16 protein-coding genes and 4 tRNA genes are annotated in these 24,631 nt (G+C 63.7%); 14 read left to right on the forward strand and 6 right to left on the reverse strand.

Annotated features, from left to right (window positions below; all coding sequences use genetic code 11):
- The first annotated feature begins 17 nt into the window (after window positions 1–17).
- On the forward strand, window positions 18–1,445 hold the full coding sequence (gene lpdA, locus HB860_RS00615; RefSeq protein ID WP_025328438.1) for a dihydrolipoyl dehydrogenase: 1,428 nt from the start codon (window positions 18–20) through the stop codon (window positions 1,443–1,445).
- A 217-nt stretch (window positions 1,446–1,662) separates the two neighbouring features.
- Here lpdA and HB860_RS00620 read toward each other — a convergent pair whose 3' ends face one another.
- Window positions 1,663–3,309, reverse strand: coding sequence for a methyl-accepting chemotaxis protein (locus HB860_RS00620; RefSeq protein ID WP_247625421.1), 1,647 nt, complete (start codon window positions 3,307–3,309; stop codon window positions 1,663–1,665).
- Window positions 3,310–3,433: 124 nt separating this feature from the next.
- Window positions 3,434–5,344: a methyl-accepting chemotaxis protein gene (locus tag HB860_RS00625; protein ID WP_247625422.1), complete on the reverse strand. Its 1,911-nt coding sequence runs from the start codon at window positions 5,342–5,344 to the stop codon at window positions 3,434–3,436.
- 275 nt (window positions 5,345–5,619) lie between these two features.
- On the opposite strand from HB860_RS00625, the gene HB860_RS00630 reads away from it, so the two are divergent.
- From HB860_RS00630 to HB860_RS00645, 4 genes are all read left to right on the forward strand, one after another.
- Complete coding sequence (locus HB860_RS00630) at window positions 5,620–7,926, forward strand: patatin-like phospholipase family protein (protein WP_247625423.1); 2,307 nt, start codon at window positions 5,620–5,622, stop codon at window positions 7,924–7,926.
- Between the two features lie 229 nt (window positions 7,927–8,155).
- Window positions 8,156–10,753 (forward strand): bifunctional aconitate hydratase 2/2-methylisocitrate dehydratase, encoded by a 2,598-nt coding sequence (gene acnB, locus HB860_RS00635; protein ID WP_247625424.1) that lies wholly within the window; start codon window positions 8,156–8,158, stop codon window positions 10,751–10,753.
- Window positions 10,754–10,991: 238 nt separating this feature from the next.
- On the forward strand, window positions 10,992–12,569 hold the full coding sequence (locus HB860_RS00640) for an EAL domain-containing protein (RefSeq protein WP_247625593.1): 1,578 nt from the start codon (window positions 10,992–10,994) through the stop codon (window positions 12,567–12,569).
- 90 nt (window positions 12,570–12,659) lie between these two features.
- Window positions 12,660–14,237 (forward strand): EAL domain-containing protein, encoded by a 1,578-nt coding sequence (locus HB860_RS00645; RefSeq protein ID WP_247625425.1) that lies wholly within the window; start codon window positions 12,660–12,662, stop codon window positions 14,235–14,237.
- A 10-nt stretch (window positions 14,238–14,247) separates the two neighbouring features.
- Here the strand turns inward: HB860_RS00645 and HB860_RS00650 are convergent, their stop codons facing one another.
- On the reverse strand, window positions 14,248–15,159 hold the full coding sequence (locus HB860_RS00650) for a LysR family transcriptional regulator (protein WP_247625426.1): 912 nt from the start codon (window positions 15,157–15,159) through the stop codon (window positions 14,248–14,250).
- A gap of 76 nt (window positions 15,160–15,235) precedes the next feature.
- On the opposite strand from HB860_RS00650, the gene HB860_RS00655 reads away from it, so the two are divergent.
- The 4 genes from HB860_RS00655 (at window position 15,236) to mdtD (ending at window position 20,106) form a co-directional block, all read left to right on the forward strand.
- A complete protein-coding gene (locus HB860_RS00655) occupies window positions 15,236–15,853 on the forward strand; it encodes a LysE family transporter (RefSeq protein WP_247625427.1) in 618 nt (205 codons plus the stop codon).
- Window positions 15,854–15,968: 115 nt separating this feature from the next.
- Window positions 15,969–17,375 (forward strand): D-arabinono-1,4-lactone oxidase, encoded by a 1,407-nt coding sequence (locus HB860_RS00660; RefSeq protein WP_247625428.1) that lies wholly within the window; start codon window positions 15,969–15,971, stop codon window positions 17,373–17,375.
- A gap of 123 nt (window positions 17,376–17,498) precedes the next feature.
- A complete protein-coding gene (locus tag HB860_RS00665) occupies window positions 17,499–18,626 on the forward strand; it encodes a CobW family GTP-binding protein (RefSeq protein ID WP_247625429.1) in 1,128 nt (375 codons plus the stop codon).
- A 61-nt stretch (window positions 18,627–18,687) separates the two neighbouring features.
- Window positions 18,688–20,106: a multidrug transporter subunit MdtD gene (gene mdtD, locus HB860_RS00670; protein ID WP_247625430.1), complete on the forward strand. Its 1,419-nt coding sequence runs from the start codon at window positions 18,688–18,690 to the stop codon at window positions 20,104–20,106.
- Window positions 20,107–20,169: 63 nt separating this feature from the next.
- On the opposite strand, the gene HB860_RS00675 is transcribed toward mdtD, so the two are convergent.
- The 3 genes from HB860_RS00675 to folB all read right to left on the reverse strand — a co-directional run bounded on the left by HB860_RS00675 (window position 20,170) and on the right by folB (window position 23,143).
- Window positions 20,170–22,005 (reverse strand): methyl-accepting chemotaxis protein, encoded by a 1,836-nt coding sequence (locus HB860_RS00675; RefSeq protein WP_247625431.1) that lies wholly within the window; start codon window positions 22,003–22,005, stop codon window positions 20,170–20,172.
- A gap of 195 nt (window positions 22,006–22,200) precedes the next feature.
- Window positions 22,201–22,719 (reverse strand): 2-amino-4-hydroxy-6-hydroxymethyldihydropteridine diphosphokinase, encoded by a 519-nt coding sequence (gene folK, locus HB860_RS00680; RefSeq protein WP_247625432.1) that lies wholly within the window; start codon window positions 22,717–22,719, stop codon window positions 22,201–22,203.
- 52 nt (window positions 22,720–22,771) lie between these two features.
- The gene (gene folB, locus HB860_RS00685; RefSeq protein ID WP_202047317.1) at window positions 22,772–23,143 is read right to left on the reverse strand and encodes a dihydroneopterin aldolase; all 372 of its coding nucleotides are present in this window, start codon (window positions 23,141–23,143) and stop codon (window positions 22,772–22,774) included.
- 171 nt (window positions 23,144–23,314) lie between these two features.
- Between folB and plsY the strand changes: the two genes are divergently transcribed.
- The 5 genes from plsY to HB860_RS00710 all read left to right on the forward strand — a co-directional run bounded on the left by plsY (window position 23,315) and on the right by HB860_RS00710 (window position 24,389).
- Window positions 23,315–23,977 (forward strand): glycerol-3-phosphate 1-O-acyltransferase PlsY, encoded by a 663-nt coding sequence (plsY, locus tag HB860_RS00690; protein ID WP_139439591.1) that lies wholly within the window; start codon window positions 23,315–23,317, stop codon window positions 23,975–23,977.
- Between the two features lie 47 nt (window positions 23,978–24,024).
- A tRNA-Phe gene (locus tag HB860_RS00695) sits at window positions 24,025–24,100 on the forward strand.
- A 50-nt stretch (window positions 24,101–24,150) separates the two neighbouring features.
- A tRNA-Thr gene (locus tag HB860_RS00700) sits at window positions 24,151–24,226 on the forward strand.
- Window positions 24,227–24,229: 3 nt separating this feature from the next.
- Window positions 24,230–24,305, forward strand: a tRNA-Phe gene (locus HB860_RS00705).
- Between the two features lie 8 nt (window positions 24,306–24,313).
- Window positions 24,314–24,389 (forward strand) — tRNA-Asn (locus HB860_RS00710).
- Window positions 24,390–24,631 lie beyond the last annotated feature (242 nt).

Here is a 24,631-nt window from a genome sequence, read left to right on the forward strand (position 1 = left end):
ACGACAAAGAGGTCATGATGAGTAAAGAGATCAAAACCCAGGTCGTAGTACTGGGTGCTGGCCCTGCCGGTTATTCCGCTGCTTTCCGCGCTGCCGATCTGGGTCTGGATACCGTTATCGTCGAGCGTTACTCCACCCTGGGTGGCGTCTGCCTGAACGTGGGCTGCATCCCCTCCAAGGCGCTGCTGCACGTTGCCAAAGTGATCGAAGAAGCCAAGGCGCTGGCCGAGCACGGTATCGTCTTCGGTGCCCCGCAGACCGACATCGACAAGGTGCGTCTGTGGAAAGAGAAGGTCATCAACCAGCTGACCGGCGGTCTGGCCGGCATGGCCAAGATGCGTAAAGTCCAGGTTGTGAACGGCTTCGGCAAGTTCACCGGCCCGAACACCCTCGAAGTGGAAGGTGCCGACGGCAAGACCACAGTGACCTTCGACAACGCCATCATCGCGGCCGGTTCCCGTCCGGTGAAGCTGCCCTTCATTCCCCACGATGACCCCCGCGTCTGGGATTCAACCGATGCGCTGGAACTGACCACAGTACCGGGCAAGCTGCTGGTTATCGGTGGCGGCATCATAGGTCTGGAGATGGGTACCGTTTACTCCTCCCTGGGCTCCGAGATCGACGTGGTGGAATTTGCCGATCAGCTGGTACCGGCTGCCGACAAAGACATTGTCAAGATCTACACCAAGCGCGTTGCCAAGAAATTCAACATCATGCTGGAGACCAAGGTCACCGCAGTTGAAGCCCGTGAAGACGGCCTGTACGTCTCCTACGAAGGCAAGCACGCCCCGGCCGAGCCGGTTCGCTACGACAACGTGCTGGTCGCGGTCGGTCGTGTGCCGAACGGCAAGCTGATGGACGCCGAGAAAGCTGGCGTAGCCGTCAACGAGCGCGGTTTCATCGAAGTGGACAAGCAGCTGCGTACCAACGTTCCGCACATCCACGCCATCGGTGACATCGTCGGTCAGCCGATGCTGGCTCACAAGGGGGTGCATGAAGGCCACGTGGCGGCCGAAGTCATCGCCGGCAAGAAGCACTACTTCGACCCGAAAGTGATCCCGTCCATCGCCTACACAGAGCCAGAGATGGCCTGGGTCGGTCTGACCGAGAAGGAAGCCAAGCAACAGGGCCTGAACTTCGAAGTCGCCACCTTCCCCTGGGCTGCTTCCGGCCGCGCCATCGCCTCCGATTGCGCCGACGGCATGACCAAGCTGATCTTCGACAAGGACAGCAACCGCGTCATCGGTGGTGCCATCGTCGGCACCAACGGTGGTGAGCTGCTGGGCGAGATCGGTCTGGCCATCGAGATGGGTGCCGACGCCGAAGATCTGGCGCTGACCATCCACGCTCACCCGACTCTGCACGAGTCCGTGGGTCTGGCTGCCGAAGTGTTCGAAGGCTCCATCACCGACCTGCCGAACGCCAAGGCCAAGAAGAAGAAGTAAGTCTCTTCTCTCCGCCAAGATAAAAAAGCCGCTCTCAGGAGCGGCTTTTTTGTGGCTGTTGCGCGGGGCTTTCCGGATCCGGTGGGGAAGGCCATGGCTCCATGACGCCTGCGGCCCGCTGCTTGTTTTCAGGGGATGGCCCAGGCAGGCGGCCTGCCGTTGAAGCCACAGGGGCGTCGCGACGCGCCCTGTGGCTGGCTTGATGGGAAGGAGAGGGCTAGAGGCGGAAGTTGCCGACCAGCTTGTCGAGCTCGCCGGAGAGCTGTTGCAGACTGCGGCTGGACGCGGTCAGCTGGTGGGCGATGTCGGCCGTCTCTGTGGTGAGCTGGTTGATGTCTTCCACGTTGCGGTTGATCTCCCCCACCACGCTGGACTGCTCCTCGGTGGCGGTGGCGACCTGGATGTTCATGTCGCTGATCTGGGTGATGTGGGCGGTGATCTGGCCGAGCGCCCCGTTGGCCGCGTCCGCCCGGGTCACCACCTCCAGACTCTGGTTGCGCCCCTGGGCCATGGCGCTGACGGCGCGGGCGCTCTGCTCCTGGAGGCGGTTGATCATGCCCTGGATCTCGGCGGTGGAGGCGGCGGAGCGGCTGGCGAGGTTGCGCACCTCGTCGGCCACCACGGCGAAGCCACGGCCCTGTTCACCGGCGCGGGCGGCCTCGATGGCGGCGTTGAGGGCCAGCAGGTTGGTCTGCTCCGAGATGCTGCGGATGGTGTCGAGTATGCTGCCGATGGAGTCGGTCTGGCTCGCCAGGGATTCGATGACCCCGGCCACCTGTTCGATCTCCCCCGAGAGTCCAACGATGCCGTGGCGGGCCTGGGCTACCACCTGGGCACCCGCATCGGCCTGATCGTTGGCCTGTTTGGCCACGTCGGCGGCGAGCGACGCATTGCCGGCGATCTCGCTGACGGTGGCGCCCATCTCGTGGATAGCGGTGGCGACCTGGACGGTGCGATCCCGCTGGGCGGTACAGTTGTGCTGGGTCAGTTGGGCCTTGGCGGCCACCTCGTTGGCGGTGGCGGCGAGCTGGCGGGAGTTGCTTGCCACCTGCTCGATGGCACCGTGGATGCGGGCCACGAACTGATTGAAGCTGCTGGCTATTTCGGCCAGTTCGTCCTTGCCGGTCAGGCTGGCGCTGCTGTCGAGGGCGAGATGGCGGGCGGCATCCCCGATGTGCAGTTGCAGGAAGGAGACCCGGCGGCGCAACCCGATCAGGATGAGGGTCGAGACCAGCAGCGAGATGGCGATGGCGATCACTATGATGGCGATCATCTGGTTGCGGCCACTGTCATAGCTGCCCTGGCTCAGCTCGTTTCGCTGCTGGGCCTGGCCGATGAGGCCGTCGAGCAAGGCGTTGGCCCCCTTGCGCATCTCCCCATAGGTCTGGCTGTAGCTATCCCGATAAATGGTGCGGGCCACCTCCATCTCATCCTTCTCCAGCGCCTGCAGCATGGGGATCAGCTCCTCGCGCTCCATCTTCTCGAACTGGCCGAGCAGCCGCTCGGCCTCGGCCCGGGCGGCGGGATCGACCTGGGCCGTCACCGCCTGCTGCATGGCCTGGCGCATCTCGGGAATGTCTTCCTCGCGGGTCTCCTTGACCCGGGTCAGCACCCCCTTCTCGTCGCGCAGGGAGGTCTCCTGCAGCAGCATCATGTCGATGCCGACGCGCATGCGAGGGATGCGGGAGGCCACTTCCGCCATGGCCCGCATGGGGGTGGCGGTATTCTGGAACAGCTCATCGGCCTGTTGCTTGATGTTGCCCATGCTGCGCAGGCTGGCGGCGCCGACCAGCAACAGGGCGAGACAGGGCACGGTAACGGCCAGGATGAGTTGGGTTTTGATCGTGATCTTGCCTGCCAGCATGATGACTCCTTGGTGTGTTGCTATGTCGCTACTGTAGCGGCTTGTCATGACGGTTTGCCGTCATTCCCGGGCCGACACTCCCTGCCGACCCGGACGAAAAAGAGCGCCGAAGCGCTCTTTCATCTCATAGCCGGAAGTTGCCGACCAGCTTGTCGAGCTCGCCGGAGAGCTGCTGCAGACTGCGGCTGGACTCCGTCAGCTGATGGGCGATGTCGGCGGTCTCCATGGTGAGCTGGTTGATGTCCTCCACGTTGCGGTTGATCTCCCCCACCACGCTGGACTGCTCCTCGGTGGCGGTGGCGACCTGGATGTTCATGTCGCTGATCTGGGTGATGTGGGCGGTGATCTGGCCGAGCGCCCCGTTGGCGGCGTCCGCCTGGGCCACCACCTCCAGACTCTGGTTTCGCCCCTGGGCCATGGCGCTGACGGCGCGGGCGCTCTGCTCCTGGAGGCGATTGATCATGCTCTGGATCTCGGCGGTGGAGGCGGCGGAGCGGCTGGCGAGGTTGCGCACCTCGTCGGCCACCACGGCGAAGCCGCGGCCCTGTTCACCGGCGCGGGCGGCCTCGATGGCGGCGTTGAGGGCCAGCAGGTTGGTCTGCTCCGAGATGCTGCGGATGGTGTCGAGTATGCTGCCAATGGAGTCGGTCTGGCTGGCCAGGGACTCGATGACCCCGGCCACCTGCTCGATCTCCCCGGAGAGGCCGACGATGCCGTGGCGGGCCTGAGCCACCACGACCGCACCCGCATCGGCCTGATCGTTGGCCTGTTTGGCCACGTCGGCGGCGAGAGACGCATTGCCGGCGATCTCGCTGACGGTGGCGCCCATCTCGTGGATGGCGGTGGCGACCTGGACGGTGCGATCCCGCTGTGCGGTGCAGTTGTGCTGGGTCAGCTGGGCCTTGGCGGCCACCTCGTTGGCGGTGGCGGCGAGCTGGCGGGAGTTGCTCGCCACCTGCTCGATGGAGCCGTGGATCTTGGCGACGAAATTGTTGAAGCCGGTGGCGACCTGGCTCAGTTCGTCCCGTCCTTCCACCTTGAGGCGCTGGGTCAGATCCCCGTCACCACTGCCCAGTTCCCGGAACAGGCGGGCCAGTTCGTTGAGGGGGCGACTGACGGAGCCGGCCAGCAGGACGCCGAGCAGCCCCATGCCGACGGCGATGAGCAGGCTCACCAGCACTATGTGCAGTCGCGCCTTGTCCAGCTCGGCATAGATCTCGGCTTCCGGCACCTGGGCCACCAGATACCAGTCGAGCAGGGGGATATAGCTGGTGGCGAGCACCACTGGCTGGCCATCTATTTCGGCGTGGGTGACGGCGAACGGTTGCTTGGTCAGCAGGCTGCTAGCGCTGGAACCTGCCAACTGGGCCAGGCTGTCTCTGTCGATACGGGCGGCGTCCGGGTGCAGCTTCACCTTGCCGCTGCCATCCGTCATGAAGACGAAGCCGCTGTCGCCGATGCGGAAGTTGGCGAGCATGCTGACCATGCTGTCGAGGGACTTGGCGAGCCCGGCCAGGCCGCGCCCGTCGAGTTGCTGGAAGTTGACGAACAGCTTCACCTCGCCATTGCTCTCGCGAAAGATGCTGAGCATCAGGTCCTGGCCGCTCTTGGTGTAGTCGTAGAACCAGTTGTCCTGCTCGTGGTTCAGGATGCGCAGGAAACCGTCCTGGTTGTAGTAGGCGGCGCTCTGGCGATCGGCGAAGGATGCGGTGACCAGGCCATACTGGCTCGTCATGTCCTTGAGCTGGTCGATGAGGATGGACTCCTGCTCCTTGGGCATGCCGCGGGCCACCCAGTCCAGCACGAAACGGTCATTGGCCAGCTGCCTGGCGGCGCTCGCGACCGAGGTGAGATCCTTCTCGATCTCCTTGCCGATGCGCTGGGTCAGGTTGGGCAGCTCCTGCTCGAACATGCGGGTCTCGATCAGCTGCTGGGCCGAGCGCTGGCTGAAGTAGCCCACCAGCAGGCAGGAGAGAGCCACGGCGAGGATGACGGTGGCCAGAATTTTCTGTTTGAGTGTCAGGCTTGCGAACATAAGGGTGACTCGGGAGTGTGGACCTAAGGTTGAGTACATATTAACGGCTGAGCTGGCGTGCTCTTGAGGTGGTGGCGGCGATTATTGCCGATTAACGTTTGCGCTCACATCAGGCTGGGACTGGATTGGCGCCGGTTATCCCTGGCTCTGGGGCCCCGGGGGTGATGACATCTCGCCAGCGGGGGCGCTTGCAGTTAAAGTTCTGGAACTTATAGTTGGCAGCACTCATGTCGGCGGGCTGCTCGCTCGACTCGCACGGATCAATGGACACTCATATGCGCATCTTTCATCGGGGATGGACCCATCTGCTTATGCTTCTGCTGGCGACCCTGCCATTGGCGGGGATGGCCCTGGCCAGTGACACCGGGCCCAAGGCTCGGGTGCACGGCGGCGAAGGCAAGGCGGAGCGACCCAGGATAGCCCTGGTGCTGAGCGGCGGCGGCGCCAAGGGGGCGGCCCATATCGGGGTGCTCAAGGTGCTGGAAGAGAAGCGCATCCCGGTCGACATCGTCGTCGGCACCAGCATGGGCTCCTATGTGGCGGGCATGTACGCCATGGGGCTCAGTGCCGAGGAGGTGGAGCGGATGACCCTCGCCATCGACTGGAACAAGGGGTATCAGGACAAGGTCGGTCGTGACGAGCTCTCCCTGCGCAAGAAGCAGCAGAGCGAGAAGTACCAGCTGCGCACCGACATCGGGGTCAACGGGGACTCTACCCAGCTGCCGGACGGCTTCTTCCAGGGGCAATCCATGGCCAGCCTGCTGCGCCATGCCACCTCCAACCTGCCGGCCCAGAAGAGCTTCGACGATCTGCCCATTCCCTACCGCGCCGTGGCCACCGACATGGAGACGGTGACCCCCTTCGTGCTGGACAGTGGCAGCCTGGCCAAGGCGATGCAGGCCTCGATGTCCATCCCCGGCGCCCTCAAACCCGTGGAGTGGGAGGGGCACATCCTGGCCGACGGCGGTACCGTCAACAACATGCCGGTGGACGTGGCCAAGGCCATGGGGGCCGACGTGGTGATCGCGGTGGACATAGGCGCCAAGCTGCGCACCAGGGAGTCGCTCAAATCCGGGTTGGCCATGATAGACCAGCTCACCACCTACATGACCCAGGTCGGCACCGAGAAGCAGAAGGCGCTGCTGGGGCCGAAGGACGTGCTGCTCAGCCCCGAGTTCGGTGACATGGGGATCGCCGACTTTGCCCGGATGCCGGAGGGGATCAAGCAGGGGGAGGCGGTGGCCGACCGCGCCGCTGCCCAGCTCGATGCCCTGTCGCTCTCCCCCGACGCCTATGCGGATTACCGCAACAAGAAGCTGAGCCGCCGCGCCGAGCGCAGCGGGCAGCCGGCCTACTACATCGACAAGGTGGAGATCCTCAACAAGTCGCGCCTCTCCGACGAGACGGTGCGGGCCATGCTCAAGGTGCGCCCGGACAAGGTGCAGACCTATGAGAGCCTGGAGGCCGGGATCCGCCGCCTCTACGCCCTGGAGTCGTTCGATCGCATCACCTACGAGGTGGAGGAGCGGGACGGCGAGAACGTGCTGGTGGTGGATGCCAGCGAGAAGAACTGGGGCCCGGGCTATCTCAACTTCCAGCTCGGCTTCTCCGATGACTTCGAGAGCAGCTCCAACTACAACGTCGGCATGTCCTATACCCTGACCAACGTCAACGACTGGGGCGCCGAGTGGCTGACAGAGGCGTCGCTCGGCACCGCCAAGCACCTCAAGACCGACTTCTACACGCCACTCGAGCCCTCCCAGACCTTCTATGGCGAGGCAAGCCTGGCCTATGACAAGACCCAGCGCCGGGTCTTCTTCCCGGAGGAGGATGTCAAATCGTCCGGGGTCCGTTATCTGGACTCCGAGTACAGCTTCACCAGCATGGATCTCGCCGTCGGCTGGAACCGCCAGCCCTGGAGCCGGTTGTCCCTGGGGCTGGAAGGCCAGGTGGGCAGCGTCGATGTCCAGAACCTGTCCGACGCGAGTGCGGATGCCACCGCCTGGGGCCCCTACATTCGCTTCGAGCACGACACCCTCGACAGTCGCTACTTCCCCTATCAGGGTATCTACTGGGACATCAAGGGGGGCTACTCCCACATCAAGATAGAGCCGACCGGCGAGCCGACGGAGAACACCGAGGGGCTCAACTACCACCTGGCGATGATCAAGCCCTGGTCATGGGGACGACACAGCATCAACCTGATGCTGGAAGGGGGCGGCTCCTCTTCGGAGGAAGAGGTGCCGCTGTTCGTGCAGGATCTCGGCGGCCTGTTCCGGCTCTCCGGCTTCCAGCACTACCAGCTGAGCGGCCGCTACAGCCTGTTCAGCGGTCTGCGCTACATCTACCGGGTGGCGGACAACGACTTCGGGGCCATCAAGGCACCCCTGTTCCTCGGGGGCTCCCTCGAGCAGGGTGGGGTCTGGGACAAGGGGGATGACATCAGCCTGGAATCCTCTTATACCGCCGGCTCCGTCTATGTGGGGGTGGAGAGCTTCCTCGGCCCCATCTTCCTCGGCTATGGCATGGCGGAGGGGGGACACGACATGTTCTATCTGCAATTGGGCACTACGTTCCAATAAGGGTGAAATGCTGATTTTTTGTTAACTTGTCTGTGCTGTGTGTCTTGGCAGTTTAAAAAAACCTAACCGGCTTATATGGTTATGCTGGTTTGGTGAATAACTGCACAGGGTTTGGATTTTAATTACTCGTTAAAACTTATATAGTGGGGGGCACCCTACGGGTGTCCCGCAAGGACGATCGCCGCGAGCTTGGGCGAACCCCAAAAAAAAGACCAAAGAGGAATTAGTCGTGCTTGAAACATACCGTAAACACGTCGCAGAACGTGCCGCCGAGGGCGTGGTTGCCAAACCTCTGGACGCAGAGCAGGTCGCCGCCCTGGTTGAACTGCTCAAGAACCCGCCCGCCGGTGAACATGATTTTCTGAAAGAACTGTTGTCCTCCCGCGTTCCCCCGGGTGTCGATGAAGCGGCCTATGTCAAAGCCGGCTTCCTCACCGCCGTCGCCAAGGGCGAGGCCCACTCTCCCATACTGACCGCCGCCGAAGCGGTCGAGCTGCTCGGCACCATGCAGGGTGGCTACAACATCCAGCCGCTGATCGATCTGCTGGACGACGCCTCCCTGGCGCCGCTTGCCGCCAAGGGCCTGTCCCACACCCTGCTGATGTTCGACTCCTTCCACGACGTGGAAGAGAAGACGAAGGCGGGCAATGCCCATGCCCAGCAGGTGCTGCAATCCTGGGCCGATGCCGAGTGGTTCCTCAGCCGCCCCGCCCTGGCCGAGAAGATCACCGTCACCGTGTTCAAGGTGACCGGCGAAACCAACACCGACGATCTGTCTCCGGCGCCGGATGCCTGGTCCCGTCCCGACATCCCGCTGCACGCCCTGGCCATGCTGAAGAACGCCCGTCCCGGCATCACTCCGGACAAGGACGGCGTCATCGGCCCCATCAAGACCATCGACGCCCTGAAAGAGCAAGGCTTCCCGCTGGCCTACGTGGGTGACGTGGTCGGTACCGGCTCCTCCCGCAAATCCGCCACCAACTCCGTGCTCTGGTTCATGGGCGACGACATTCCCTTCGTGCCGAACAAGCGCGCCGGTGGCGTCTGCCTGGGCGGCAAGATTGCCCCCATCTTCTTCAACACCATGGAAGATGCTGGCGCCCTGCCCATCGAGGTGGATGTCTCTTCGCTTGCGATGGGCGATGTGATCGACATCTTCCCCTATGAGGGCAAGATCACCCGTCACGGCACCGACGAGGTGCTGGCCCGCTTTGAACTGAAAACCGAGGTGCTGATCGACGAAGTGCGCGCCGGTGGCCGCATCCCGCTGATCATCGGCCGCGGCCTGACCGACAAGGCCCGCGAGGCCCTGGGTCTGCCGTTCTCCACCGTGTTCCGTCGCCCGCAGCCGGTGGCCGACACCGGCAAGGGTTACACCCTGGCCCAGAAGATGGTGGGCAAGGCGTGCGGCGTGCAGGGCATTCGCCCAGGCACCTACTGCGAGCCGCGCATGACCACGGTCGGCTCCCAGGACACCACGGGCCCCATGACCCGTGACGAGCTGAAAGACCTGGCCTGCCTCGGCTTCTCCGCCGATCTGACCATGCAGTCCTTCTGCCACACCGCGGCCTATCCCAAGCCCATCGACGTACAGACCCACCACACCCTGCCGGACTTCATCATGAACCGCGGCGGTGTCTCTCTGCGCCCCGGTGATGGCGTCATCCACTCCTGGCTGAACCGCATGCTGCTGCCGGATACCGTGGGTACAGGTGGTGACTCCCACACCCGTTTCCCCATCGGGATCTCCTTCCCGGCGGGCTCTGGCCTGGTGGCCTTCGCTGCCGCCACCGGCGTGATGCCGCTGGACATGCCGGAATCCGTGCTGGTGCGCTTCAAGGGCGAGCTGCAACCAGGCATCACCTTGCGTGATCTGGTTCATGCCATCCCCTACGCCGCCATCCAGAAGGGGCTGCTGACCGTCGAGAAAGCGGGCAAGAAGAACATCTTCTCGGGCCGCATCCTCGAGATCGAAGGTCTGCCGACCCTGAAGGTGGAGCAGGCGTTCGAGCTGGCGGACGCCAGCGCCGAGCGCTCCGCCGCCGGTTGCACCATCAAGCTGGATCAGGCCCCGATCATCGAGTACCTGAAGTCCAACATCGTCATGCTGAAATGGATGCTCTCCGAAGGCTACGGCGACGTGCGCACCATCACCCGCCGTATCAAGGGGATGGAAGAGTGGCTGGCCAATCCGGTGCTGATGGAAGCGGACAAGGATGCCGAGTACGCCGAAATCATCGAGATCGATCTGGCCACCATCAAGGAGCCGATCCTGTGTGCGCCGAACGATCCGGACGACGCCCGCCTGCTGAGCGAGGTGGCTGGCAGCCAGATCGACGAGGTGTTCATCGGTTCCTGCATGACCAACATCGGCCACTTCCGTGCCGCCGGCAAACTGCTCGAGAAGTACCAGGGCGAGCTGCCGACCCGCATGTGGATCGCCCCGCCCACCAAGATGGACAAGGATCAGCTGACCGAAGAGGGCTACTACGGCATCTTTGGTCGCGTCGGTGCCCGCATCGAGATCCCGGGCTGTTCCCTGTGCATGGGCAACCAGGCGCGTGTGGCGGAAGGGGCCTCCGTGGTTTCCACCTCTACCCGCAACTTCCCGAACCGTCTGGGCAAGGGTGCCAACGTCTACCTGGCCTCTGCCGAGCTGGCTGCGGTTGCCGCCATCATCGGCAAGATCCCGACAGTGGCGGAGTACCTGCAGTACGCCAAGACCCTGGATGCCACTGCAGCCGACACTTACCGTTACCTCAACTTCAACGAGATCGCCTCCTACACCAGGAAGGCCGATGCGGTGATTTTGCAGCAGGCAGTCTAAGCCTGGCCGGTCTGACCACTGGAAATAACAATGCCGCGTCTCGACGCGGCATTTTCCATTGATGGGGGTTGCGCGATAATAGGCCGCCAATCTCCCGCCACTGCGTCGTCGATTCCTTTTACCAGCGCGCTGCGTTAGGTTGTCTGGCCTGAATGGTCCCATTGTCTTCTGTGTGAAATGGGCGTTATTTCACTGCGGTGCTTGCCAGGGCAAGCCTGCGAATTGCGGCGTGGTTTCTATGTTCCTGTTCCGGATTGATCTTGCCCGTACGAGATGGCGCCTCGGCTGTGCCTTGCTGGTCTTGACCCTGCCACTGCTGGCGGGGGGCTGGATGGTGCACAGCAGCTATGAGCAGGAGTTGAAGAGCGACGCCAGCGCCTCCGCCTACAAGGCGAGAACCTTGCTCGAGCGCATGCTGGATCAGGCCGAGCAGGCCAACCTGGAGGCATTGCCGCTGGTGAACCGGCCCTGTGCCGGCAACCTGCTGCAACTGCGCAAGAGAGTGGCCCTCGAGCCTTTCCTGCGCTCGGTCAATCTGGTGCGCGACGGGGTGATCAACTGCACCTCGCTGTTCGGGCCTGTCCATGAGGTGGATGACAGGTCGGTCTACACCCAGAACAAGTTGCTGCTGATGCGCGGCAACAAGGTGAGTCAGGATCATCCGCTGCTGGTGGTGCGCCATGATCGCGGGCGCGATGCGGTGCTGAGCGCCATCGACAGCACCCAGCTCAGCTTCATGCTCGCCATGAGCAGCGACACCAGCGAGCTCTATCTGCAGGTCGGGTCGGCCTGGATCGATGAGTCCGGCCATCATCAGAACCAGCCCCCCAGGCTGCACAGCAAGACCCGCCTTGCCCTCGCCTCCCACCGCTACCCCTTCGCCATCCAGGCGGGCTATGCCATGCCGCTCTACTGGCACTCCCTGTGGGAGGCCCGCCATCTTGCCCTGCTGTGGCTGGCCGGCACCTCTGTGCTGCTCGCGCTGCTGGTGTGGTGGGTGCTCGGTCGCCCTGGCTCCCCGACGGACGAGCTGAGGCGCGGGCTGCTGGCGGGGGAGTTCGTTCCCTACCTGCAGCCCCTGATGGCCAGCAAGGACGGCCGCATGGTGGGGGCCGAGGTGCTGATGCGCTGGCAGCACCCGAGCTCAGGCCTGATCCGCCCGGATCTCTTCATCCCCCAGGCGGAAGAGTCCGGGCTGATAGTGCCCATGACCACCCACCTCATGAAGGTGGTGGCCCAGCGCCTGAAGCAGGTGCAGAGTCAGCTGCCAGAGGGGTTTCACATCAGCTTCAACATCAGCGCCGCCCACTGCCGGGATCTCTCCCTGCTGGCGGAGTGCCGTGCCTTCCTCGCCCACTTCCAGCGAGGGCGGGTGGCGCTGGTGCTGGAGCTGACCGAGCGGGAGCTGCTGGTGGCCAACCCCCATACCCTCTCCCTGTTCGCACAGCTGGACGAGATGGGGGTCAAGCTCGCCATCGATGACTTTGGCACCGGCCACTCCAGCCTGATCTATCTGCAGCAGTTCCATGTGGACTTTCTCAAGATCGACCGCTCCTTCATCGGACGCATCGGCACCGAGTCCCTCTCCGAGCACATAGTCGACAACGTCATCGATCTCGGTCGCAGGCTGGGCCTGGCCCTGGTCGCCGAAGGGGTGGAGACCGAGCATCAGGCCGCCTACCTCAGGGGCAAGGGGGTCCACTATCTGCAGGGATTCCTGTTCGCGCGGCCCCAGCCGCTGCGCCAGTTCTGTCAGGGATTGACGGCAGGGGAGGCGGGCAGCCAGCCGGTTGCCGCCCGCACTACCTCCGCCTGATCCCTCGGTGAGGCTGCTCGTTATTTGACCGGTTAGGCCAGGGTTCAGCTTGGGTTGCTAACATGGGCCCCCTTTAGAAGGGGACCCGCCATGCGTTTTTGCTCCGCGCCCGACACGGCCAGACCCAGGCCAAGATTGCTGCTCACCATGCTGATGTTCGCGCTGCCCATGTTGCTCGGCAACTGGGCCATGCTCGTTCGCTATCGGGTCGATCTGCAGTGGGAGTCCCATCAGGCGGCGAGCCATACCCTGGCGCTGATGGAAACCATGCTGTCCCATGCCCAGGAGGCCAATCGCCAGGCCTTGCCATTTCTGGGCAAGCCCTGTGCCGATGCGCTGCCGACCCTCAGATCCCTGGTCGCCATGGTGCCCTTCGTGCGTTCGGTCAACCTGGGGGCGGGGAGCCGCATATATTGCACCTCCCAGTTTGGCCTGCGGGAGATCCTCTATGCCGCCGACGCGTATAGCCAGGGTCGCCTGAGGCTGATGGAGGGGAACGAGGTGCGACGGCATCATCCCGTCCTCTCGGTGCGCACCGACACTGCCCAGGGGGCAGTGATGACCCTGATCGATGGGGATTACCTCAACTTCATGCTGAGCCTGAACCAGAGAGCCATGCCCCTGATGCTCAGGGTGGGGGAGTGCTGGCTCGACGAGGAAGGACATTTCTTTGCCGCCGAGCCGCCCCTGGTGAGCCAGGACCATGTGCGGCTCCAGGCTGCCGGCTATCCTCTCTCCATTTATGCTGGCTACTCCTCTGCGCCCACCCTGATGGGGCTGTGGCGCCATCATGGCTTCGGGATCTGGCTGTTGTTTGCCTTCAGCACCTGCTTCGCCGCCATCATGTGGTGGCTGCTGGGTCGCCCCCGCTCCCCGATCAGCGAGCTGGCCCGGGCCCTGCGGGCCAAAGAGTTCGTCCCCTACCTGCAACCCCTGGTGGAGAGCGGCAGCGAACGCATCATGGGGGTCGAGGTGCTGATGCGCTGGCAGCATCCTGACGTGGGCCTGATCCGGCCGGATCTCTTCATTCCCCAGGCGGAGGCCAGCGGCTTGATCGTGCCCATGACCAGCCTCGTCATGGGGGCGGTGGCTGAGCGACTGGCCGCCGAGCAGGCGGGGTTGTCCGATGGCTTCCATGTCGGCTTCAACATCAGCGCGGCCCATTGCCGCGACGACAGCCTGATGGAGGATTGTCGCAGCTTCCTCGCCCGCTTCGCACCGGGCAAGGTGATCCTGGTGCTGGAGCTGACCGAGCGGGAGCTCCTGGTGGCGGATCCCCACACCCTCTCGCTGTTCCAGGCACTGGACGAGATGGGGGTCAAGCTGGCCATGGATGATTTCGGCACCGGCCACTCCAGCCTGGTCTATCTGCAGCAGTTCCATGTGGACTACCTCAAGATCGACCAGTCCTTCATCGCGCGCATAGGGACAGAGTCCCTCTCCGAGCACATAGTCGACAACGTGATCGATCTGGGCCATCGCCTCGGCCTGACGCTGGTGGCCGAAGGGGTCGAGACCCGCGAGCAGGCGGAGTATCTCAAGGGCAAGGTGACCTATCTGCAGGGCTACCTGTTCGGTCGCCCCGCGCCCATCCAGCAATTCTGCGACGAGTGGCTGGCTGAGGGGCAAAATGCCGACCCTGTCATGGAGTTGGTCGGAGTGACCTGAGTCGGTTCTCTCAGTGCGCCAGGCTGTGCAACCAGTTCGCCAGCGTCTCGTGGGGGCTGCCGGGTTCGGGTCTGGCGGGGGCGAGCAGGTGGTAGCCGGTGCCATCCGGGACGAAGCCGAGCGGGGCCGTCAGCAGTCCGGCCTCCAGGTCGTCACACACCAGCCGGTAGGGGCCGATGGCGACGCCAAGGCCCGCCACTGCTGCCTGCAGGCTGAAGTAGAAGTGCTCGAAGCGCAGGCTGGGCGCCTCGTCACTCAGGCTATGCCCTGCATTCTCCAGCCAGCCTGGCCAGGCATCCGGGCGCGTCTTGGTGTGCAGACGGGGGGTCGAGGGGCGCAGGGCGGGCTCTTCCCCTCGCGGCTCGAAAAACTGCTCCATCTTGCCCGGTTGGCAGACAGGCCCGGTCAGCTCCTCGAACAGCAGCTGGCTGTGCAGATCCTCGGGCCAGTGGAAGTCATTGCGGCGGATGGCGAGATCGATGCCGCTGCCAAAGCTGAGGGCGCCGCCCCCCGCCATCAGATGGACGTCCAGCTCGGGGTGCAGGGCCTGAAATGCGGGCCAGCGCGGGATCAGCCAGCGCATCAGCAGGGTGGGCTCGCAGGAGAGCACCAGCGACTGGGGGCGGCTCTGCTGGCGCAGCGCCTGGGCCGTCTCCCGGATCTGGCCCAGCCCCTCCCTGACCGCCTGATAGAGCCGGTCGCCCGCCTCGGTCAGGAAGACCCGACGCTGGCGTCGCTCGAACAGCCTGACGCCCAGATCTTCCTCCAGCAGGCGCACCGCCCGGCTGATGGCGCCATGGGTGAGGTGCAGCTCGTCGGCGGCGCGGCCGAAGTGCTCGGTGCGGGCCGCCACCTCGAAGCAGCGCAGGGCTGTCAGGGAGGGGAGCGAGAGGCTTTTCTGTGAATTTTTCTCACCGTTCATGTCAGAAGTTATCGTTCGTCATTGGGATAATTGCCAAATAAAATAGCCGATATCCCATGTAATCAGGACTATTTTCATGACCGAACTGTTAGCCGTAGTAGCCATTACCTTCTTTGCCGTCATCAGTCCGGGCCCCGATTTTGCCATGGTGTCGCGCAACAGCCTGCTGCTCTCCCGTCGCACCGGCGTGCTGACGGCGCTCGGCATCGCGGCCGGGGTCTGTGTCCACGTGAGCTACACCCTGCTGGGGGTGGGCCTGCTGATCCAGCAGTCCCTCTGGCTGTTCAACCTCATCAAGCTGGCGGGGGCGGCCTACCTCATCTTCCTCGGCATCAAGATGCTGCGGACCCAGCCCGCGACCGGTGAAGAGCTGGCCAGTCAGCCGGCCCTCTCCAGCCTGGGGGCGCTGCGCACCGGTTTTCTGACCAATGTGCTCAACCCCAAGACCACCATCTTCATCGTCAGCCTCTTCATGCAGGTGATGCAGCCGCAGACGCCGCTGGCGGTCCAGCTCGGCTACGGCGCCTTCATAGTGCTGGCCCACGCCCTCTGGTTCAGCGCGGTGGCGCTCTTCTTCTCCAGCGCCTCGGTTCGGGCTCGTCTGCTGGCGGTGCGCCACTGGATCGATCGGATCTTTGGCGGTCTGCTGGTGGGTTTCGGCATGCTGCTGGCACTGACCCAGCCCTCGCGCTGAGGGGAAGGGGGCTGGCTCCCTTATCCACCCTCGACTGTAGGGGCTTGTTTTTCATGCCTTGGCGCTCGCTTTTCGGTAGAATTGCCGCTCATTTAGAAGTCAGATGAGGCGCGGTATGACGGTCAGGTTCCAGGCATTTCACAGCATCAAGGCGATTGGCAATCGGGAGGTGCTGTTCAACTGGTCCAGGACCAATCCCCTCGGCGCCCTGGATCAGGTGTGGCGCCCGAAGAGCCGTGACGAACTGCAGCAACTGCTGCGGGAGTACCCGGATCGCAAGCTGCGGCTCATCGGCTCCGGTCTCTCCTTCGAACCCATCCACAGCGTCTATGCCGAGGGCAGTCAGGCGCTGCTGGTGGATTTGCACCATCTGCGCGGCCGCCTGGCCCAGAGCGCCGATACCGTCACCTACCAGGCGGGCACGCCCCTCGATACCGTCTATGGGGAGCTCATCGCCATGGATCGCATGCTGCCCGCGTCCCCCGGCGTCATCGGCATCCAGACCCTGGGGGGCGCGCTCAGCACCGGCACCCACGGCCAGGGGCTGCACCAGTCCTCCCTGTGCGATGCGGTGGAGGCCCTGACGGTGATGCTGGCCAACGGGGAGATCATTGGCGTGGATCGCGCCGATCCGCGCTTCGGTGCCTTCGTGATGGGCATGGGCATGCTCGGCGTGTTGCTCGACGTCACCCTGCGCACAGTGCCGAACCGCATCATGCGCTGCACCAAGTTCACCACCGACTACCCCTTCCTGCTGGAACACAACGAGCGGCTCAACCGTGAGCACGGCTTCGTGAAGAGCTGGTGGTTCGCCTGGACCGGCGAGAGCCACATCTGGCTGGTGGATCCCGCCTCCGAGGAGGAGGTGGCCCGCTACCACGCCGCGGGCAGCGAGCCGCTGCTGCTGGAGGGGGACGTTGACAGCGCCATGACAGCCGCACTCAATGACACCATAGATGCCACCCTGCAGAAGATGGCGCGGGACACCAAGGACGAGGCGCGGACGGGCGAGCACTTCGAGACGGTGCGCCGCTTCAAGGATGCCTCTGACCTGGTGGGCAACGTCTACCAGATCCTCTGCAAGGGGATACCGGCGCCCCAGATCAACTGCGAGGTGGCGGTGCCCCTCGAGCGCATGCAGGAGGCGCTGGAGATCCTGCAGCACTGGCAGGAGCGCAACCCGGGGGCGCTGCACTACCCCTTTATCCTGCGCTGCACCGGCCCCTCAGAGGCCTGGCTCAGCGCCGCCTATGGCAAGTCGGTGTGCTGGATCGGGTTCCTGGTCTATCTGGCGGCGGACGGTACCTTCGTGGGGGGCTCCATGGAGCAGATGCGCGAGTTGCAGCAACTGCTGGTGCCCCTCGGCGGCACGCCGCATTTTGGCAAGCACCTGGCGATGGATCTCTACGACTTCCCGACCCTGCTGCCGCGCTGGCACGACTTCCTGGCCTTGAAGCGCGAGCTCGACCCCCATGGCCGCTTCGAGAACCGCTGGCTCGGCGAACTGTTCGCCAACCGCTGAGGCCATCCTCTTGGATAGGGGCGATATTTTTTTCTCCCTGCTCCCCGGGTGGGAGAAGGGAGGGGGATGAGGGGAAAAGATAGCCTCTTCAGGCCCCATGACGACAGGCGCTAAGGATGTGACATGACAGACCCGCAAGACACCAGAATCCCAGTAACCCTGCTGACCGGCTTCCTCGGCAGCGGCAAGACCACCTTGCTCAACCACTGGGTCAAGCAGCCGGAGCTCGGCGAGTGCGCCGTGCTCATCAACGAGTTCGGCTCTGTGGGGCTGGATCATCACCTGGTACAGCAGGTGGACGAGCAGGTGGTGCTGCTCGATTCCGGCTGCATCTGCTGCTCGGTGCAGGGCTCCCTGGTGGAGGCGCTGCAGGGGCTCTTTATGAAGGCGATTCAGCGCAAGATAAAACCCTTCAAGCGACTGATTATCGAGACCACTGGCCTGGCTGACCCGGCTCCCGTGCTCTTTACCCTCAAGGAGGAGGGCTTCATCGCCCAGCGCTACCGCTTCGACGGCACAGTGACAGTGGTGGATGCCGGTCATATCGAGCAGCAGCTCGGCCAGCAATACGAGGCGGTCAAGCAGGTGGCCCTGGCGGATCTGCTGGTGGTGAGCAAGGGGGACCTGGTGGAGGAAGAGACGCTTAATCGGGTGGAAGCACAGCTGGCCTCCCTCAACCCGGCGGCCCCCATCCAGCGGGTCAGCAACGGCGTGCTCTCACCCGCCGTGCTGGAGAAGCTCGGCGCCTACAACGAGGCGGCGGGGCGCGACGTGCGCCAGCTGCTGGCCTGGCTGCGCACCGAGTCCCCGAAACAGGGGCTGGCTTCCCCCATGCAACCCAGGATGCAGCCGTTTGCCGCCAAGGTGGGCACGGCCGCACCGACCCATTTCGAGCATGGCAACATAGAGAGCTTCTCCCTGCGCATCGGCGAGCCCCTCAAGCCGTCCCGCCTGCTGGCCGCCATCGATGCGGTGCAGGGGCAGTATGGCGACTCCCTGCTGCGGCTCAAGGGGATCTTGCAGCTGGAGGGCGAGAGCCAGCCCGTGGTGATCCACGGGGTGCATGGCCAGCTCTATCCGTTGCAGGCCCTGGGGGAGTGGCCGGAGGGCAAGGCCCAGTCCCGGCTGGTGTTCATCGTGAAGAGCCAGGACAAGGCGGGGATAGAGCGGTTGTTCCTTGATACGCTCAAGGCGCCCGAGCCCAGCCTGGAAGAGCAGCTCAGAGCCATGCTCGGCCAGCCTGATGCCTGATGTAATGAGATGACCCGCGCTTGTGCGGGTCTTTTTTTGTCTGAAGAGGAGGTGGCTGCAGATGCCCGATAGCACACACATGGTGACCCCTGCCCAACGCAAATGGCTGCCGCCGCTCACGGCGGTCGGTTTCTTCATGCAGACGCTGGATGGCACCATCCTCAACACCGCCCTGCCGAGCATGGCCGAGACCCTGGGCGAGAGCCCACTGCAGATGCAGTCGGTGATCATCGCCTACATGCTGACGGTGGCGCTGCTCATTCCCGCCTCCGGCTGGCTGGCGGACCGCTTCGGCACCCGCCGCATCTATCTGGCCGCCATCCTGCTGTTTACCTTGGGCTCCTTGGCCTGCGCGGCTGCCAACTCCCTGCCGCTGCTGGTGGCGGCGCGAGTGCTGCAGGGGATTGGTGGTGCCCTGCTGATGCCGGTGGGCAGGCTGGCGGTGCTGCGGGTTTACAGCAAGCACGAGCTGCTGCGGGTGATGTCGTTCGTCACCATCCCCGGCCTGGTGGGGCCGCTGATCGGCCCGGCACTGGGGGGCTGGCTGGTGGAGGTAGCGAGCTGGCACTGGGTGTTTCTCATCAACCTGCCGGTGGGGTTGCTCGGCTTCATCGCCAGCTGGTACTTCATGCCGGATCTGCGCCAGAGCACGGCCAAGTTCGACTGGCAGGGGTTCGTGATGTTCAGCGCCGGCATGGTGCTGGTGTCGGTGGGCCTGCAGGGGCTGGGGGAGCACAGCATCTCCACCGGCTGGGCCCTGTTTGCGCTGCTGTTCGGTCTGGCCGCCATGGCGAGCTACTGGCTCTATGCCGCCACAGTGGCGCAGCCGCTCTTCAGCCTGGCGCTGTTCAAGACCACCACCTTCGCCATTGGCATCTGGGGCAACCTGTTCGCCCGCCTCGGCAGCGGCGCCATGCCCTTCCTCACGCCGCTCTTCCTGCAACTGGGGCTGGGCTTCTCGCCGAGCAAGGCGGGCATGACCATGATCCCCACGGTGATCGGCGCCATGCTCACCAAGACGCTGGTGAACAAGTTGATCCCGCGCATCGGCTATCGCCGCATCCTGATCGGCAATACCCTGGCGCTGGGGGTGATGATCGCCAGCTTCTACTTCATTGACAACCAGGTGCCGCACTGGGTGCTGCTGGTCTGGCTGGCGGTCTTCGGTGCCATCAACTCGCTGCAGTTCTCCGCCATGAATACGCTCACGCTGCAGGATCTGAGTGCCGAGCACGCCAGCAGCGGCAACGGCCTGCTCTCTGTGGTGATGCAGCTCTCCATGAGCCTGGGGGTGGCCATCGCCGCCAGCCTGCTCGGGCTCTTCTCCGCCGGGCAGCCGGCACAGGCGAGCGAACGCTGGCTCGGCGGCTTCCACCTCACCTACCTGTGCATAGGTCTGATGTCCATGCTGGCGGCGCTCATCTTCGCCCAGCTGGCCAGAGATGATATCAAGGAGAGACGGCGCCAGGGTCCGGTCTGATGACCACAGGGATGGCGCGGCAAAAAGAGAGGGCGGCCCTGGCCGCCCTCTCTTTTTGGGGTATCAGACCCTGAACTGATCGACAGCCCGGTGGAGCAGGCTCGCCTGTTCGGCCACGTTCCGGCTGGCGCGGCTGTTCTGCTCGGCCTGGGTCAGGGCGTCGTTGGCGATGTCGCGGATCACCACTGCATTGCGATTGATTTCACTCGCCACCGAGCTCTGCTCTTCGACCGCGGTCGCTATCTGGGTGCTCATGTCCATCATCTGGTCCATCTGACGGGTGATGTTGGCGAGCTGGGTGCTTGCCTCTCCGGCGGCCTCGACGCTGCGTTCCCCCTGGGTGCGGCACTCGCCGATCAGGGTGACCACGCTCTGGGTACGAGCCTGCAAGCCGGAGACGATGGCGGCAATCTCGCTGGTGCTCTGCTGGGTACGCATGGCCAGGTTGCGCACCTCATCGGCAACCACGGCGAAACCTCGTCCTTGCTCGCCGGCTCTGGCGGCCTCGATGGCTGCGTTGAGAGCCAGCAGGTTGGTCTGCTCGGCGATGGCCTGGATCACCGCCAGCACATTGCCCACCTGACGGCTCTCCTCGGCCAGGGCGATCACCTCCTGGCCCGAGGCTTCCAGCTTGGCGGAGAGGGAATGGATCACCACCATCGTTGTCTCCACGCTCTCCCGACCCTGCTGGGCGCTCAGGTTGGTGGTGCGAGCACTTTCGGCTGCGCTCTCCGTGTTGCTGGCGATCTCCTGCACAGTGCTCTCCATCTCGGTGGCGGCGGTGGCAACCAGATCGCTCTCCTGCAACTGCTGCTGGGTGCCCTCCTGGGCGGCGTTGGCGTTGCGCTGCAGTTGGGCTGTGAGGCGTTCCAGGTCCGTGACCGAGGAGACGACCTGGCCTATGACCTGGTTGAAGTGCTCCAGCATGGTGTCGAAGTCGCGGCCCATGGCGCCAAATTCGTCCCTGGAGCCGATGCGGGCGCGCAGGGTGAGATCGCTGCTGGCGGTGACCCGACGCATGGTGTCCGCCAGCCGTTGCAGGCCGCTCATGACGTCGCGGCCGATCAGCAGGTTGAGGCCGAGGGCGGCCAGTATGCCGAGGATGCAGAGCAGGACCATGACCCTGAGGGTGCGATCATGGGTGGCGTCGGCCTCCCGGGTCAGGGCCTGGGTCAGGGTCATGCCCGCCTGGCGCATCTGCTCGGCGCTGCGATTGAGCTCGCCCCTCAGCCCCTCGCTGGCACTCAGACCCAGGCGTTGCTCCTCTGTGACCAGGGCAAGGAAGTTCTGGCGGTAGCGTTCCAGCAGAGCGGCGAGGGCCGGTTCACCGGCGAGAGCCAGGGCCAGGGGGGCCAGGTTCTGTTCGAACTTGGCACGATAGCTGATGTCACGGCGCAGCATGAAGTCCTTCTCGTCCCGGCGCAGTTGCAGCATCAGCAGGCTCTCCTGCTGCTGACCCCGGGCCTTGAGCTCCTGCTCCAGGGCATGGATGGCCTGACGCAGGGCGCCGTAATGGCCGCTGGTAGGGGTGAGCCCTATCTTCTCCTGCTGGGCGCGCAGGGTCTCGAACTGGCGGCTGTACTCCTTGAGCTGGCTGGCAAAGGCCAGGATGTCGGCCTGCTGTGTGCCCCCATGGTCTCTTGCCATCTCGGCGAGCAGCTGACTGGCCTGGTCACTCTGGGTAATGAAGGCGGTGGCGGCAGCGGGGTCCCGGCTCAACAGGAACTCCCTCTCCTGCAGGGTGAGGGCGACGAGGTCGGCCTCCACCTGCTTGGCCTGCAGCATTTCAGCGTTGCTGCGCGACTCCTGCCCCGAGAAGTAAAACATGACCCCCATGACGACGGCCTGGATTCCGGCCACCAGGATGGCGGATAACACAAGTTTCTGTTTGACGTTCACGACGACCTCAAGGGGCAAGGGAGATGACTAGCGTATCGGCGCTGAAGATATATCCTGAAGGTGGCTTTAGCGTTTTATTCTGCCGGTTTCGCGATATGGATTCGATGGGTTCTGTCATCCCACTGTCATATAGCGAAATAGTCTGGCGTCGCCCCGAACCGGCGGTGGGGTGTGTCCGGAAGGGGGCGGGCGCGATCAGGCCTGGATATCGGCCAGGACGCCGCTCGGCGTCCAGTGGAAGGGGATGGGGTCGAGGCGCTGGGAGGCCTTGTCATAGCCTTGCCACAGCTCGCCCAGGGGGCGGCCATCGGTGGGATGGCGCAGGCCGGGGGCCAGCTCCGCCAGCGGCCAGAGCACGAAGGCGTTGGTGAGGATCTCGCCACGGGGCAGTACCAGGGGGGCGTCGCAGACCAGATCCCCATAGAGCAGCAGATCGAGATCCAGGGTGCGGGGGGCAAACTTCTTGGCATCGGGCTCGCGGCCGTGGGCGAACTCCATGGCCCGTAGCCGCTGGCACAGAACGGCGAGGGGCAGATCGGTGTCTGCCCCCACCACCAGGTTGTAGAAGGGGCGGCCGTTGAAGCCCACCGCCTCGCTCTCGAATACCCTGGAAACCTGCAACTCGCCAAACTCGGCATGCAGGGCATCGAGGCCGGCCCGGATGTGGCGCTCCCGCTCGATATTGGAACCCAGGCTGATGTAGATACGGGTCATGCAGCGCTCCCTGTTATCTGGTTCGAGCCAAGGCTGATATAGATGCGGGTCATCAGCAGGCACTCGCGGCCGGGGTGCGGTGGCGCAGGATCTCGACCCCGACCCCGGCGGCATTGGGCACGGCACCCGGCTTGGTCAGGGTCACCTTGACCCACTGCACCCGCTGGTCGGCCAGCACTAGGGCGGCCACCTGCTCGGCCATGGTTTCGACCAGCTCGACGACCTTGCTCTGGGCGTGATCACAGATCTTGCGGGAGAGGGTGGCGTAATCCAGTGCCAGATTGATATCGTCGGTTGCGGCGGCGGGTCGGTTGTCGAATCCCATCTCGAGATCGAAACAGAGCTTCTGGCGAATGCCTTTCTCCCACTCATATACCCCTATGGTGGTCAAAACCTCGAGTCCGCGAATAAACACCTTGTCCATGACAGTACTTCTTCTTTACTCTTGATGGGCTGTGAAAACAGCGCAGGGATGCAGGCCTGGCAAGCCGATTGCCGCTGGCGGCCGGTTTGGGCGACAGGCTTTCGGGCAAGCCCAGACCAGAGAATGTGGCCCGCATCATACCCCATTCATATCGTGGTAAAAACGACCAAGATGACGGCCCTGACGATTTTGATGATTATTCTGGCCTATCTGGGCGGCTCGCTGTCCAGCGCCGTGCTGGTTTCCCGCCTCACGGGTCTGCCGGATCCCCGCGACCATGGCTCCCACAACCCGGGGGCGACCAATGTGCTGCGCCTCGGTGGCCGGATGGCCGCGCTGATCGTCCTGTTGCTCGACGTGCTCAAGGGCATGGCTCCCGTCTACCTCGCCTGGTATCTGCAGATCAAGCCCGTCTACCTGGGGTTCATCGGCGTCGCTGCCTGTCTGGGTCACATGTACCCCATCTTCTTCCACTTCCGGGGGGGCAAGGGCGTCGCCACTGCGCTCGGCACCATGCTGCCCATCGGCTTTGCCATGGGGGGCGCGGCGATCGCCACCTGGCTGCTGGTGCTGCTGGTGAGCGGCTACTCGTCGCTGGCCTCCATCATTACAGTGCTGCTGACCCCGCTCTTTACCTACTTGCTCAAGCCGGAATATACCCTGCCGGTCTCCCTGCTCTCCTGTCTCATCCTGGTGCGCCATCACGAGAACATCACCCGCCTGCTCAGGGGCGAGGAATCCCGACTCTGGGGCCGCCGAGGCACGGCTTCCCCCACAGAAGTGATAAAAACGAGTGATGCTGCGCAAAAAAGAGACGAACGAGACGAAAAGTGAAATTTCCCGTTGACCACCCGCCTTAAAATCCGTTTAATAGCGCCCACGCCCAGATAGCTCAGTCGGTAGAGCAGGGGATTGAAAATCCCCGTGTCGGCGGTTCGATTCCGTCTCTGGGCACCATATTTGGTGCCATGAAAGAAAAATTTGTTCATGCACAATAGTTTAAGTGTGCCGGCTTAGCTCAGTAGGTAGAGCAACTGACTTGTAATCAGTAGGTCACCAGTTCGATTCCGGTAGCCGGCACCATTTGCCCAGATAGCTCAGTCGGTAGAGCAGGGGATTGAAAATCCCCGTGTCGGCGGTTCGATTCCGTCTCTGGGCACCACTTACAATTCCTCCTTAGTTCAGTCGGTAGAACGGCGGACTGTTAATCCGTATGTCACTGGTTCAAGTCCAGTAGGAGGAGCCATTTCAAAAAGACCCCTGTCGCAAGACAGGGGTCTTTTTTTATGCGCTCGATAATCCCATGGCTCCTCATGCAGCCGCCAGCACCCGCATTTCGGGGCATGTAAGACCCGCTATTGAGTGAAAACGTTTTTCTGTTGAAAGCACGGGAAGTGCATGAAAAACAAGCAGTAAAATGGATGGTAACTAGTCTGTGCTTAAGGTCCTGTACATGATTTCGCCTATAAAATGGAGACCACATATAAC

The organism is Aeromonas genomosp. paramedia (assembly GCF_023093515.1).
Classification (GTDB): Bacteria; Pseudomonadota; Gammaproteobacteria; order Enterobacterales; family Aeromonadaceae; genus Aeromonas.

What these genes read in the sequence shown, in the direction of transcription:
- lpdA (WP_025328438.1), top strand. Translation starts at nt 18, where the DNA reads ATGAGTAAAGAGATCAAAACCCAGGTCGTAGTACTGGGTGCTGGCCCT.
- HB860_RS00620 (WP_247625421.1), bottom strand. Translation starts at nt 3,309, where the DNA reads ATGCTGGCAGGCAAGATCACGATCAAAACCCAACTCATCCTGGCCGTT.
- HB860_RS00625 (WP_247625422.1), bottom strand. Translation starts at nt 5,344, where the DNA reads ATGTTCGCAAGCCTGACACTCAAACAGAAAATTCTGGCCACCGTCATC.
- HB860_RS00630 (WP_247625423.1), top strand. Translation starts at nt 5,620, where the DNA reads ATGCGCATCTTTCATCGGGGATGGACCCATCTGCTTATGCTTCTGCTG.
- HB860_RS00640 (WP_247625593.1), top strand. Translation starts at nt 10,992, where the DNA reads ATGTTCCTGTTCCGGATTGATCTTGCCCGTACGAGATGGCGCCTCGGC.
- HB860_RS00645 (WP_247625425.1), top strand. Translation starts at nt 12,660, where the DNA reads ATGCGTTTTTGCTCCGCGCCCGACACGGCCAGACCCAGGCCAAGATTG.
- HB860_RS00650 (WP_247625426.1), bottom strand. Translation starts at nt 15,159, where the DNA reads ATGAACGGTGAGAAAAATTCACAGAAAAGCCTCTCGCTCCCCTCCCTG.
- HB860_RS00655 (WP_247625427.1), top strand. Translation starts at nt 15,236, where the DNA reads ATGACCGAACTGTTAGCCGTAGTAGCCATTACCTTCTTTGCCGTCATC.
- HB860_RS00660 (WP_247625428.1), top strand. Translation starts at nt 15,969, where the DNA reads ATGACGGTCAGGTTCCAGGCATTTCACAGCATCAAGGCGATTGGCAAT.
- HB860_RS00665 (WP_247625429.1), top strand. Translation starts at nt 17,499, where the DNA reads ATGACAGACCCGCAAGACACCAGAATCCCAGTAACCCTGCTGACCGGC.
- mdtD (WP_247625430.1), top strand. Translation starts at nt 18,688, where the DNA reads ATGCCCGATAGCACACACATGGTGACCCCTGCCCAACGCAAATGGCTG.
- folK (WP_247625432.1), bottom strand. Translation starts at nt 22,719, where the DNA reads ATGACCCGTATCTACATCAGCCTGGGTTCCAATATCGAGCGGGAGCGC.
- folB (WP_202047317.1), bottom strand. Translation starts at nt 23,143, where the DNA reads ATGGACAAGGTGTTTATTCGCGGACTCGAGGTTTTGACCACCATAGGG.
- plsY (WP_139439591.1), top strand. Translation starts at nt 23,315, where the DNA reads ATGACGGCCCTGACGATTTTGATGATTATTCTGGCCTATCTGGGCGGC.